Raw genomic sequence first — 13,532 nt, forward strand, 5'->3', positions numbered from 1 at the left:
GTTATAAAAAAATAAGATGACAGTTATTTGTCATCTTATTTTTTTATTAAGATATTAAAACTTACTCTTTATATTGTATTGCTTTATCCATAGCTACCGCCGCTTTGCGGCCGTCACCCATGGCAAGGATTACAGTAGCTCCTCCGCGTACAATGTCGCCTCCGGCATATACTTCCGGTAGTGCTGATTGCATGGTGTCCTGATTGACAACGATTGTTCCCCATTTGGAAACTTCCAGCCCTTTAAATGTAGAAGGGATAAGCGGGTTAGGGGATACCCCTACACTTACGATTACCTGATCTACGTCGAACCATTCGGTAGCACCCTCGATCGGCACTGGTTTACGGCGTCCGGATGCATCCGGTTCACCTAACTCCATTTTTTGAAGCAGCATACGTTGCACATGGCCTTTGTCGTCGCCTTCGTATCTCAGCGGATTATGTAATGTATGGAAAATAATTCCTTCTTCTTTGGCGTGTTTCACTTCTTCGATACGGGCCGGCATTTCTTCTTCCGAACGGCGGTATACGATATATGCTTTCTCCGCACCAAGGCGTTTGGCAGTACGTACCGCATCCATCGCTGTGTTTCCAGCTCCGATAACAGCTACTTTTTTGCCCATTTGCACAGGGGTGTCACTTTCAGGATTAGATGCATCCATAAGGTTGACGCGGGTAAGGAATTCATTGCAGGACATAACACCGATAAGGTTCTCACCCGGAATATTCATAAAGTTAGGAAGTCCGGCGCCACTCGCAGCAAATATACCTTTGTATCCTTCTTCTAACAGATCTTCACGGGAAATTGTCTTACCTACAATGCAGTTGTTTACGAATTTCACACCCATTTTGCGTAATACGTCTATTTCGACGTCTACTATCTTATTCGGCAGACGGAATTCCGGTATGCCGTATTTCAAAACGCCTCCGATTTCGTGCAATGCTTCAAATACTGTGACATCATATCCCAGTTTAGCCATATCACCTGCAAATGCTAATCCGGCAGGGCCTGAGCCTACTGCAGCTATTTTTATACCGTTAGCCGGAGCCATTTCAGGCATGGATACCTGTCCGCTTTCGCGTTCGTAGTCGGCAGCGAAGCGTTCGAGATAACCGATAGCTACCGGTTCTTTCTTCATTTTCTGTATATAGATGCATTTTGCTTCGCATTGTTTTTCCTGTGGGCATACACGTCCGCATACAGCAGGCAATGCACTGGTTTCTTTCAGTACTTTCGCTGCTTCGAGGAAATCGCCCCGCTCTATATTTTTTATAAATGACGGTATCTGTATTCCTACAGGGCAGCCTTCCATGCATGTAGGGTTAGCACAATCGAGGCAACGTCCTGCTTCGAAAACGGCCTGATCTGCCGATAATCCCAGATTTACTTCTTCCTTCAGGGAATGGCTGCGGTATTCGGCATCCAGTTCAGGCATATGTACACGCGGTCTCTCGCCGCGTTCTTTGGCTTTCACACTTTTGCGGAGTTCTTCTCTCCACGGTTCACTTCTTCTTGCCAGTATATATTCTTGTTCTGTCATTTTTTAGTTACGAGTTACGAATTACAAGTTACGAGTAAATAAAATTTGAGGGTTACAAGTTTGTTTGCATCCGTTACGAATCATCAAATGTAATACTCGTTTTTTACATCTTGTAATCCGTAACTGGTAACCTGTAACTAATTATATGCCTTCAATCTCATTAGCATTTCGTCGAAATCGACTTCATGCGCATTAAATTCAGGCCCGTCGACGCAGACAAATTTTGTTTTGCCTCCGACCGTAATACGGCATGCACCGCACATTCCCGTGCCGTCTACCATAATGGTGTTCAATGAGGCCATAGTCGGGATTTCGTATTTCTTAGTGAGTAACGAGACAAATTTCATCATGATAGCAGGCCCGATAGTAACACAAAGGTCTACCTTCTCGCGGTTTATAACCGTTTCGATACCGTTTGTGATCAATCCTTTCTGGCCATAAGAACCATCGTCGGTCATTACAATTACTTCATCGGAATATTCCGCTACTTGTTCTTCAAGAATTACCAGATCTTTTGTACGTGCAGCTATAACGGAAATAACTTTATTCCCTGCTTTTTTCATGGCTTCGATAATCGGCAACATCGGTGCAATACCTACACCGCCACCGGCGCAGATAACCGTACCGTAATTTTCGATATGCGTAGCTTGCCCGAGTGGACCTACAACATCGGTTATATAATCGCCGATATTGAGCGCACAGATTTTTTTCGAAGAGGCGCCTACTGCCTGTATTACAATGGTTATTGTGCCTTTCGCTACATCAGATGCAGCAATTGTGAGAGGAATACGCTCTCCTTTTTCGCCTACCCGCACAATTACAAAATGTCCGGCTTTCCGACTTCGCGCTATGAGAGGTGCTTCCACCTCAAATTTTACTACATTTTCAGAGAAATACTCTTTGTCAACAATTTTATTCATTCAGAATGTCAGGTTTAGGAACTTATATTAGATGTTATGCTTAGTTTTTTAGTGACCGGTGAACCTTTAAGTGTTTACATTTATTATAATGTATGATTTTATAATGTTAAAACGATAAAATGTCGCCTTTTTGCCGAAAGAATGTGAGGATAAATGTTTAAATTATCCATAATGTGTTACATTGCTATTTTTTTGAAATGGCAAAGTTACGATAAAGTTTAATTATAAGAACATTATATTCTTATAAAATATGGTATAATTTGTTAGTTAACATTTTTATGGAGAAATTCCACCAGATTTCCATAGCCTTCTATGCCCAGCTTTTTGCGGATAATGGATTTTTTCATTTGAATCGTATTGAGGCTGAACTCCATTATGTCGGCAATCTGACTATTGTTCAGTCCTCCGTATTCGAGGCAACAGATGCGTATTTCGGTTTCGTCCAGATGACTGTATTTTTTGCGCAGGGCGTCCGGGAAGCCTTTGTAAAGTTGGTTCATAATGTCAAATAGCATATTCCAGTCGAGGCGGTCCTGATTGTATACTATTTCGTACATTTTCTTTAGTAATCTTGCACCGTGCTTTTTTTCTTCTTCATTCCTGAGGGTATTTTTCAATAAGGCTACTTTTTTAAAGATATCAAAGTGCTGAAAAAGTATTCTTCGGAATGAATCCTCTTTCTCGTTGAGCTTATCCAGTGTATTTTGTAATTGCAATACCTTTTTCTGTTCTTTTGCCAGAGCTGCTTTGTTTTCTGTATCTTTTTTATGAGCTTTATGTATAATGCCGAATATGGCGATTATCAGCAAAAGAATAATACCGCATGCAATGAGCATCTGTATCGAAATGTCTGTATTACCTTCATTTGGTAACGATTGAAAATTGTTCGGGTTTGCAGATTGTGTACTTGATGCCAGTAGCTTAATGCCGCTTCTTGTTGCTATCTCTGTTACCTTTTCGAATCCTTTGACTGAGAATTCGTAATTATTATTTGAAGTACATGAACTACATATACTAAAAATGAGTAGTAGAAGTATGAAAAATGCGCCTTTCAACATATGGGATTTTATTCTCAAATTAACTAAAAAGAGTTCATAGTTAAATATAAAAATTTAAATATACAACTTTTTTTAACTAAATTCTTTTATGAAAAAATCTATATCAAAATTATCAATAAAAAACATAATTGATTATGAATGTAATATTTATAAAATCGGTTCTATTGTAAAATCTATATAAGATAAAAAATCGTTGTTTTTAACTATACCATCTGCTAGTTTTGTGTCGAACTTAGAAGTTCAGCCCCGCACTCTATAAAATCAGACTATGAAAAAATGTTGTGTATTGTTGTGTGTGTTCGTTGTTTCATTATTTATTAGTACATGTATGTATTCATTTAATAGCCTGAATTCTTATTCTGTTTTGGGACATGCTGACGAGAATGAAGATTGGGAAATTGATGTTAAAATCCTTAAAGGATCAATTAAATCACAGTCAATCTCTGTTCCTGCTTCTAAAATAGTTCCATTGTTTAAGCCGTATTATGTTTTTCAAAATAATTATTGCATAAAATTAAAATTTTTTACTGGTAAAAAGGTAAATATTAAGATAAATGATGTTACAGGATATCCTGTTTATCTGCGTCAGTTTTTACCGGGTAGTTCTGATAACACCATGGAGATAAATACTTCCGGGTGGAACGGTGGGAGATATGCTCTCGCTTTCACAGACGCTATCGGAACAAATTTTGCTATCGGAGAATTCGATATACGTTAGGTTTATTAGGCAAAAAAACTTTTCCCACAAGACTTAGCTTACTTACAATTACAATTTATTTTGGGGAAGTCTTTTGCAACAGCTAAATGCAAATAGCTATGGAGAGGGTGAATCTGGACAGATTTGCCCTTTTTGTTTTAAAAGACGTATATAATCCAAAAATAAGATAGTATTGCTATAATTGCCCACAGTATTATCCCCAGAAAAAATGTATTAATGCCTGTTTTCCTTACTTCTTTTATATTTATCGATGCTCCAATAAAAAACAGCGATATCATCATTCCTTTTTTACCCAGCCAGCTGAGATGTTTATTCGTTTCTTCCATATCCGGAATATAATTGCCGATTATAATGGCTATTACAAATAAAAATATGAACCACGGAATATTAATTTTCGTTGTTTTATTTTTATTGAAAAGGGCGATTAACAAAGCCAATGGTATAATCCATAATGTACGTGTCAGTTTTACAGTGGTGCCTACCTGCAATGCCTCTTCGCCGTATGCCGAGCATGCTCCTACTACTGAACTGGTATCGTGTATGGCAATGGCAGCCCAATAGCCGAAATGTGTCTGATCCATTTGAAGCAGATGCCCGAAAATCGGGAATATAAATAAGCCGACCGCATTCAAAACAAATATAACTGCTAATGAAAAGCTGATTTCGTTGTTTTTAGCATCCAATACCGGAGCGATAGCAGCAATGGCACTTCCTCCGCAGATGGCTGTACCACCCGATATCAGTGTCGTCGTATTCTTCTGCACTTTCAATATCTTGCCTAATGCAATACCGCAAAACATGGTGACAGCAACGGAAACAATTGTAATCATAAATCCGGACTTCCCAGTTTGCACCACATCATGCACCGACATGGAGAATCCCATACAAACAATGGATGCCTGCAAAAGATATTTTGTCAGCTTTCCGGTTTTTACAACCTCTTCACCTTTATAAAATACAGCAAGCAGTATTCCGCAAAACAGTGCAAGCGGTGCTGAAAAGAATGGGAATAAACAGCAAATAGGAATGATGTAGTATAGTTTGCCCAAATACTTTTGCATAGCTTTATTTTTGCAACATTTCGAGAGCCCTATTCTCGCACTCTGTCATATGTTTTCGTTCCTTCGGGCTCTTATCGTTTATGCCACATAAGTGAAGTATGCCGTGTATTATTATACGGTGTATTTCATCGATAAAATCGGTCTTGAACTGGCTGGCATTGCTTTTTACCGTATCTACACTTATAAATATATCTCCCGATATTATATCCTCTTCCGTATAATCGAAAGTAATAATATCCGTATAATAATCATGCTGCAGATATTGGTTGTTTATTTCCAGTATTTTTTCATCCGAACAAAAAATAAAAGCGATTTCACCGGTTTTTTTACCATATGTAGTCGCAATAGACTTAATCCAGTTTGATGTCTCACGTTTTTTTATCGCAGGAAGTTTTACTTCTTCTGCCTGATATATTATAGCCATAGCTGATTTGATTAATGATTTTACAAAGGTAGATTTAAATCAATAGCAGATATAGAAATCACATAAAAAAGCATGGAAATTCTCTTAAGAGTGAACATAGATTCCGTTTATGTGTTGATAAATAAACATTATTTAACAAAAGGCTAAAGGATATAAATATTACTTATCTTTGAAGCATTAGTAACTTCACATAATTATGAAAGATAATATGAAGAATATAGCAAGAAAAACCCTCGATGAATTCATTATCGAGAGGCAAGAGGATTTTAAGTATTCTACAGGGGAATTGTCGCGCCTGCTCAATTCCATTTTGTTGGCTGCGCGTGTTGTAAGCTATAAGGTGAATAAAGCCGGACTGGTCGACATTCTGGGTACTGCCGGAAGTGTCAATGTACAGGGAGAAGATCAGAAAAAACTGGATATATATGCCAACGATGTATTTATACAGACATTGGTGAATAGGGAGATTGTCTGCGGTATTGCTTCCGAAGAGAACGACAACTTCATAACGATACAAGGGCTCGACGAAGGACATAATAATAAATATGTAGTACTTATGGACCCGCTCGACGGCTCGTCAAATATAGAAGTGAACGTATCGGTAGGTACTATTTTTTCTATTTATCGCCGAATATCACCAATAGGCTCTCCTGTAACGATGGAAGATTTTCTTCAACCGGGGGTGAATCAGGTAGCAGCGGGATATATTCTCTATGGAACATCTACTATGATTGTTTATACTACAGGTCGCGGAGTGAACGGTTTCACACTGAATCCGGCTATCGGTAGCTTTTACCTGTCGCATCCGGATATGCGCTGCCCGAAAAATGCAAAGATATATTCGGTAAATGAAGGTAATTACGTGCATTTTCCTCAGGGGGTTAAAGATTATATTAAATACTGTCAGGAAGAAAAGGATGACCGCCCTTATACGGCGCGTTATATTGGTAGTCTGGTTTCGGATTGTCACAGGAACCTTATCACAGGCGGTATCTATTTTTATCCGTCTACGCATAAATCACCGAAGGGCAAACTTCGCTTGTTATACGAATGCAATCCTATGGCATTTATCACCGAGCAGGCCGGAGGGAGCGCTACCGACGGCAAGAACAGAATATTGGAAATACAGCCGAATGAGTTACATCAACGCACACCGTTCTATTGCGGCAGTTCGAATATGGTGGAAAAACTAAAGGATTTTATTGCGAGAGCGGAAGAGAGGGAAGGAAATAAATGAATTAAGAGGTCTTTATAAAAACTAAAAGAGTTGATTCAGAAAAAATCAACTCTTTTTTATTATTCTTACGTGTCATATTTTCATAGTCTGGTATATTCTGTTAAATGTGGAACTGTTTATGGATTATAGTATTAAATTGTCGATAAAAAGTCTTTTAGCAAATTTCACATTTAGTTAATTATTTGTCCCTAAAAATGTAAACTCAAGTTTGCATTTTTAGTATATTTGCGCACACTATTTATGTAGGGAATTTTTATCTTTTTAGGGCGGGTATACAATAAATAAAATATATATGGACTTAATTAAACAAATCGTAGAACGTGCGAAGGCGAATAAACAACGTATTGTTTTGCCCGAAGGCACTGAAGAAAGGACTATTACAGCCGCAGATCAGTTGCTGGCTGACGGAGTTGCAGACATTATCCTTATCGGAAATGAAAAAGAAGTAAAAAATCTGGCTGCAAAACTAAACCTGAAAAATATAGATAAGGCGACGATACTCGACCCGCTGAATTACGACAAAAAGGAAACTTATACCAATCTTCTTTTTGAATTGAGGAAGGCAAAAGGGATGACAATAGAGCAGGCTGCCAAGCTGGCCGAAGATTCTCTTTATATTGCCTGCCTTATGATAAAGAACGGTGATGCCGATGGTGAAATAGCCGGTGCAAAAAATACGACAGGCGACGTGCTTCGTCCTGCCCTCCAAATTATCAAAACAGCTCCCGGTATCAGTGTGGTATCCGGTGCTTTCCTGATGTTCACTACGCAGAAGCAATATGGTAAAGACGGATTGCTGGTAGTAGCGGATTGTGCTGTTACCCCTGATCCTACTGCATCGCAACTGGCAGAAATTGCTGTGGCTACAGGCCATACGGCACGTGCACTTGTTGGGGAAGAACCGCAGGTTGCTATTCTCAGTTTTTCTACGAAAGGTAGTGCAAAACATCCGATGGTAGATAAGGTTATCGAGGCTACACAGCTTGCACAGAAACTAGACCCAACTATGAATATCGACGGTGAACTTCAGGCAGATGCTGCTCTGGTTCCTTCCGTTGGAAATCAGAAAGCTCCGGATAGTAAAGTTGCCGGACATGCCAATGTGCTTGTATTCCCTTCTCTCGAAGTGGGTAATATTGCTTATAAACTCGTTCAGCGTCTGGGTGGTGCGGAAGCTGTAGGCCCAATCCTTCAGGGGATGGCTGCTCCGGTGAACGACCTTTCGCGCGGTTGTTCGGTGAGCGATATATATAATATGGTAGCCATAGCGGCTAATCAGGCTATTGCCGCAAAAAATAAATAAACAGTTACAAGGGAAAAGTTATGAGTAGCTTGTAAAAACTCATAATTTATAACTTATAATTTATCACTATAAAAATTACTTATGGCAGAAATCATAGAACCTATTGAAGAATACGGGTTAAGCAGTAAACATAAGAAAAGATCGCTGTTTTCCAAGATCGGGGTAGTCGGTTGCGGACGCGACGGTAGGCATATCGTTAGCCTCACGGCTTTATCCGGAATGGAAGTCGTTTTTATCGAAGTTTCGGAAGAAAGGATAAGCGAAGCGCTTAAAGATATAGGTCACGGCCTCGATACTAAAATCGAAAACTGGGGCCTGACTCAGGGTGAAAAGCGTGCAACTATGGGGCGCATAAAAGGCTCGTTGAATTATAATGACCTTAAAGGTTGCGACTTCGTTATCGAATGTATTCGTTATGAAGCTAACGGGGAACGTAGTATAGAGTTGCGTAAAGAAGTTTTCAGGAATCTGGAACAGGTGCTGGCTCCCGATGCTATTATCGCTACCAATGCTACTACTGTTATCATCAGCGAACTGGCTGCAGAACTTACTCATAAGGAACGTTGTATAAGCCTGCATTTCCCGATTACACATACCGAAGCCCGACTTCTTGAAGTAGTGAGAGGTACTTTTACATCACAGGAGGCAATAGATAAGATATATCTGTTTGCCCATATGATTAAGTATACACCTATTGCTGTTCATGAAAGTAGCGGCCTTGTCAGCTTCCGTCTGATGATTATCATGTTAAATGAAGCCTGTGAAATATGGATGGAGAATGTAGCTTCTATCGAAGATATAGATAAGGAGTTTACTATTATTTACGGGCAGCGTTACGGTATTTTCCATTTGGCGGATATTATAGGTATTGAGAAGCTTGTGATGATGATGGAAGATATGTTCCACGAATACGGGGATAAGAAGTATAAGGCTTCTCCTGTTCTTTGGCGTCTGTACCGCTCAAAACAGCTTGGAAAATCTTCCGGCAGGGGATTCTATATTTACGATGAGAATGGAAAACAACTTGGTCCGAACAAATTAATTTAATAGTATGAAAATATTAGTATTGAACTGCGGAAGTTCGTCTATCAAATATAAACTCTTCGATATGAAGAGTAACGACGTTTTGGCTCAGGGTGTTGTCGAAAAAATCGGTCTGAAAGGTTCTTTTCTTAAATTCCCTTTACCAACAGGAGATAAAGTAGTACTCGAAGGTGAAATCCTCGAACATCAGGCGGGTATAGAATATATTCTCGGTGTGCTAACCAGTGACAAATACGGCTGTTTAAAATCCCTCAGCGAGATTGATGCTGTAGGGCATCGTGTCGTTCACGGCGGTGAAGAATTCAATAGTAGTGTGTACATCACCGACGAAGTAATAAAGAAAATGGAAGAGTGTATAGAGCTCGCCCCTCTGCATAACCCGCCGAATCTGGCCGGTATTTATGCCGTCAGGGAACTGATGGGTGATATTCCACAGGTAGGGGTGTTCGATACGGCTTTTCACCAGACAATGCCGCCTAAGGCATATATGTACGGTTTGCCATATTCTTTATATCAGAAATATGCTATCCGCCGCTATGGATTCCACGGAACCAGTCACCGCTATGTTTCTCGTAAGGCATGTGAAATATTAGGAGTTCCATATGAAGAACAACGAATTATTTCGGCGCATATCGGTAATGGAGGTTCACTTGCTGCAATAAAAGGAGGTGTTTCTGTCGATACATCGATGGGTATGACCCCTGTGGAAGGTCTGCTGATGGGAACACGTTCAGGTGATGTGGATGCTGGTATTATTTCCTTCATCATGGAAAAAGAAAATATCGGCACACAGGCTATTTCTACACTTGTAAACAAGCACAGCGGATTGCTGGGTGTTTCCGGTGTATCATCCGATATGCGTGAAATCCGCGCTGCTATTGCAGAAGGGAATGAAAAGGCAAAACTGGCCTACGATATGTTCCTATACCGCATAAAGAAATATATCGGAGCTTATACCGCTACTCTGGGTGGAGTAGATATACTGCTTTTCACAGGAGGGATAGGAGAAAATGCTGTTTATCTCAGGGAAGAAATCTGTCAGGATCTTGAGTTTTTAGGAATTAAACTCGATGCGGAGAAAAACAGTAAAATCTTCGGGGAAGAAGCCGTAATTACAACACCGGATTCTAAAATAAAGGTGATGGTGGTTCCGACCGATGAAGAGTTTATGATTGCTTCCGACACAATGGAAATTGTAAACAAATGATTATTATCTGAAAATCAGATATTTATATAGACGGCTCAACATTGAGCCGTTTTTTATTTGTTTGGTAATTGCAAGGTAATTTAACATTTCAATTAACGTTTACCCGCTCTCCGTTAAACTAATTTAAACTGTTAAAATAACATATGACATTATTTGGAATATTCCCAAACGCCCCCTATCTTTGTAATGTGTTTTTCATAGTATTAGATTTAAGGTTAACAATGAAGATTGGTTGTCGTGAGACAACCTTTTCTTTTTTATATAAGTTTGATCAATAAACGCTATTAAAAAACTGCAAAAACCATATAAATAACCGGAGGCCTTCATAATAATCAAATAATTAGTGTGATAGCCTTTTAAAGGCAGTTCTATAGCCATTATTTTAATTTAAATTCGTTTTATTTTAAAATATAATTATAAGTTTACATTTTGAAATGCTATTGATCTATTAAGTAATAAAAACAATCCTATTTATAGTACTTTAAACTGATTCTGTTTAATCTTATGGATAAAAAGACCCTGCACGAACAATTAATCGAAGAATTGAAATTCCGAATACCGAACAATTCTGAATTAGTAAATAAACTGAGCGATATTCTTTATCTGGGAAGAGAAGCCATATACCGAAGGATGAGGGGTGATGTCCATTTTTCGCTTGAAGAAGCATCGATCATTTCTGAAAAAATGGATTTATCCTTAGACAGCCTTAGTAAAATATCGGGCCTGAAGAGGCCGTTTGTATTTAAAATAGCTAATTTTTCAAACCCAGAGGAAATAGATTATAAACTCATAAACGAAACTGTTGAATTTCTGGATTTTGTAAAAGATAGCCCTGACAGTGAAATGGGCACAGCGGCCAAACTCATACCTGATGCTATTCACTTAAGTTATGATTATATAACGCGATTTTATCTCTTCAAATGGATATACCAATATGACAATCAGAGCCAGATAAGAAAGTTTGAAGATGTGAAAGGTACCGACAGGTTATTGAAGATTCTGGGTAATATGACAAACCGGATACAGCACATAAAAAATTCATATTATATATTCGATAAAAGAATATTCGAATATTTGGTAGATGACATAAAATATTTTGAGAGTATAGGATTGATTACTCAGCAGGATATAAAATTGTTGAAAGAAGATTTATATGCATGTATTAACGATATTGAACTACAGGCTGCAAAAGGAATGAACAGTATGGGAAATAAAACTCAGATTTACCTTTCAAACCTTAACTTCGAAGCCGGCTTTTCTTATGTGAGATCTGATAATTATAATTTAAGCACAATAAGAGCATTTACTATGTATGATATTACCAGTACCGATAATGCCACATTTGCCAATTCCATGAAATGGATGCAATCCTTAAAAAGGGCTTCCTCATTGATTTCACAAAGTGGTGAAATAGAAAGAATGAATTTCTTCAGAAAGCAGAATGATATTGTGGACACATTATAGTGTAACGGATTAATATCGCTGTCCGATAATTTTTTAGTACTTTTGATTCCGTAGAAAATTTGGAGAAGTATTTAATTATGTCAGTATTACCTTTTAAAAAACTAAATGCGGCAAATGCCCCCGCTTATATATTAGCAGCGATTATAATTACCATTACGGGATTTATATTCTTATATAATTATCTATATCCTGCCGTAGAAGATGATTGGTTTTATGCATTCATCTGGAAGGCCAATGTTGCGGATATGGATGGTAGCAGAATAACAAACCTCCATGACTTGTTTGAATCCCAGTATGCACATTATATGCAATGGGGAGGGCGTACAGTTGCCCATGTAATTGCACAAACATTGCTAAACATCGATATGATATGGCAGGATATATTAAATACTTTAGTATATATTTCCCTTATGTTCCTGATGTACAAGTATTCAATTGTCGGAAAGAAAACTAATGTCCTTGTGTTTTTGCTTATTTGCACTATTTTCTGGTTATTTCAGCCCATGTTTGCCTCTACAATGTTTTGGATTACCGGTAGTGCAAATTATATGTGGTGTACTCTTATCATTCTATTGTTTGTTTATCCATTTCATGTGCTCTATATGAAGGAAAATGGCAAAGAGAATTTGCTTAAAGCAGCCGGTCTCTTCGTATTTGGCATTATAGCCGGCTGGACAAACGAAAATATGGTGATTGCAATAATCTTCTGTATCCTAGTACTGATTTTCTTAATGAAGAGACAAAATATTTTTATCCCAAAATGGGTTTACTGGGGATTAGCCGGATTTATTATTGGTTCGCTGTTCTTATTATTATCACCCGGCAATGCGGTCAGATACGAGAAAGAACTGGATGCAGAATCTGCTTCGGCATCGTTATTTTCTATCGAAACTATCATAGCCCGTCTTCAGCATATATGGTTTTATTATCGCAGGTATTTACTGACGTTTTCTATTACATCTTTAGTAGCTATAATTTATTATTACATAAAAGGGAAGAATAAAAAACCGGATAAGTTCACTTCCATATTACTGCTCTTATTCATCTCGGCTCACATAGCTCTTTTTGCTATGATTGCTTCCCCGACATTTCCCGAAAGAGCCTTATTCGGCCTTATTTGCCTTTTCATTATACTGATTGGTTTGGCATTTGCAAACTTAAGCATGGATAATAAATGGGTGCGGAGTGTAAGTATTCTGGTTATTGTCGTGGCAACGGTTGCTTCATGCGTCGATTATGCCCAAAAGTACAAAGTTGTACGGGAAATAGATCGTGTGGATAAAGAGCGTGAGGAAATCATTGAAAAGGGCAAAAAACTGGGTTTGAAAGATTTTGTGTTCGATAATCAGCTTGTTGTTTCTCAGAGATTCCATTATCACGAATGGCCTAATGATCAAAAAGATGGGAAGACGATAGTTTTTTGCTTATACCATGGCATAAATTCAGCAATAATTATAGACCGGTGGGGAAAAGATTCTACAGAAATAAATCCGAAATATCTCGAGATGAAGGCTCGGCAAGACTCAATACTGAACAGTGCAAAATGATAATGTGTT

Annotated in this window: 12 protein-coding genes; 7 read left to right on the forward strand and 5 right to left on the reverse strand. The window is 38.4% G+C overall.

The window, feature by feature from the left end; all coding sequences use genetic code 11:
• Positions 1-61 precede the first annotated feature (61 nt).
• The 3 genes from gltA to K348_RS0105005 all read right to left on the reverse strand — a co-directional run bounded on the left by gltA (position 62) and on the right by K348_RS0105005 (position 3,518).
• On the reverse strand, positions 62-1,540 hold the full coding sequence (gene gltA / locus K348_RS0104995) for an NADPH-dependent glutamate synthase (protein WP_029903528.1): 1,479 nt from the start codon (positions 1,538-1,540) through the stop codon (positions 62-64).
• A gap of 137 nt (positions 1,541-1,677) precedes the next feature.
• Positions 1,678-2,460: a sulfide/dihydroorotate dehydrogenase-like FAD/NAD-binding protein gene (locus K348_RS0105000; RefSeq protein WP_029903530.1), complete on the reverse strand. Its 783-nt coding sequence runs from the start codon at positions 2,458-2,460 to the stop codon at positions 1,678-1,680.
• A 263-nt stretch (positions 2,461-2,723) separates the two neighbouring features.
• A complete protein-coding gene (locus K348_RS0105005) occupies positions 2,724-3,518 on the reverse strand; it encodes a LuxR C-terminal-related transcriptional regulator (protein ID WP_029903532.1) in 795 nt (264 codons plus the stop codon).
• A gap of 328 nt (positions 3,519-3,846) precedes the next feature.
• Here K348_RS0105005 and K348_RS0105010 point away from each other — a divergent pair, with 328 nt between their 5' ends.
• Positions 3,847-4,236: a hypothetical protein gene (locus tag K348_RS0105010; RefSeq protein ID WP_029903533.1), complete on the forward strand. Its 390-nt coding sequence runs from the start codon at positions 3,847-3,849 to the stop codon at positions 4,234-4,236.
• Between the two features lie 137 nt (positions 4,237-4,373).
• Here the strand turns inward: K348_RS0105010 and K348_RS0105015 are convergent, their stop codons facing one another.
• Positions 4,374-5,297, reverse strand: coding sequence for a YeiH family protein (locus K348_RS0105015; protein ID WP_029903539.1), 924 nt, complete (start codon positions 5,295-5,297; stop codon positions 4,374-4,376).
• Positions 5,298-5,301: 4 nt separating this feature from the next.
• On the reverse strand, positions 5,302-5,721 hold the full coding sequence (gene ybeY / locus K348_RS0105020) for an rRNA maturation RNase YbeY (protein WP_029903541.1): 420 nt from the start codon (positions 5,719-5,721) through the stop codon (positions 5,302-5,304).
• Between the two features lie 196 nt (positions 5,722-5,917).
• Here ybeY and fbp point away from each other — a divergent pair, with 196 nt between their 5' ends.
• From fbp to K348_RS0105050, 6 genes are all read left to right on the forward strand, one after another.
• Positions 5,918-6,958, forward strand: coding sequence for a class 1 fructose-bisphosphatase (gene fbp, locus K348_RS0105025; RefSeq protein ID WP_231496747.1), 1,041 nt, complete (start codon positions 5,918-5,920; stop codon positions 6,956-6,958).
• A gap of 292 nt (positions 6,959-7,250) precedes the next feature.
• Complete coding sequence (gene pta, locus K348_RS0105030) at positions 7,251-8,261, forward strand: phosphate acetyltransferase (protein ID WP_029903548.1); 1,011 nt, start codon at positions 7,251-7,253, stop codon at positions 8,259-8,261.
• 81 nt (positions 8,262-8,342) lie between these two features.
• On the forward strand, positions 8,343-9,308 hold the full coding sequence (locus K348_RS0105035; RefSeq protein WP_029903563.1) for a 3-hydroxyacyl-CoA dehydrogenase family protein: 966 nt from the start codon (positions 8,343-8,345) through the stop codon (positions 9,306-9,308).
• A gap of 4 nt (positions 9,309-9,312) precedes the next feature.
• Entirely contained in the window at positions 9,313-10,512 is a 1,200-nt protein-coding gene (locus K348_RS0105040) for an acetate kinase (protein WP_029903564.1), read from the forward strand.
• A 504-nt stretch (positions 10,513-11,016) separates the two neighbouring features.
• Entirely contained in the window at positions 11,017-11,976 is a 960-nt protein-coding gene (locus K348_RS0105045; protein ID WP_029903565.1) for a hypothetical protein, read from the forward strand.
• Between the two features lie 77 nt (positions 11,977-12,053).
• The gene (locus tag K348_RS0105050) at positions 12,054-13,523 is read left to right on the forward strand and encodes a DUF6056 family protein (protein ID WP_029903566.1); all 1,470 of its coding nucleotides are present in this window, start codon (positions 12,054-12,056) and stop codon (positions 13,521-13,523) included.
• Positions 13,524-13,532 lie beyond the last annotated feature (9 nt).

This window comes from Prevotella sp. 10(H) (assembly GCF_000711235.1).
In the GTDB taxonomy this organism is placed as follows: Bacteria; Bacteroidota; Bacteroidia; order Bacteroidales; family Dysgonomonadaceae; genus Dysgonomonas.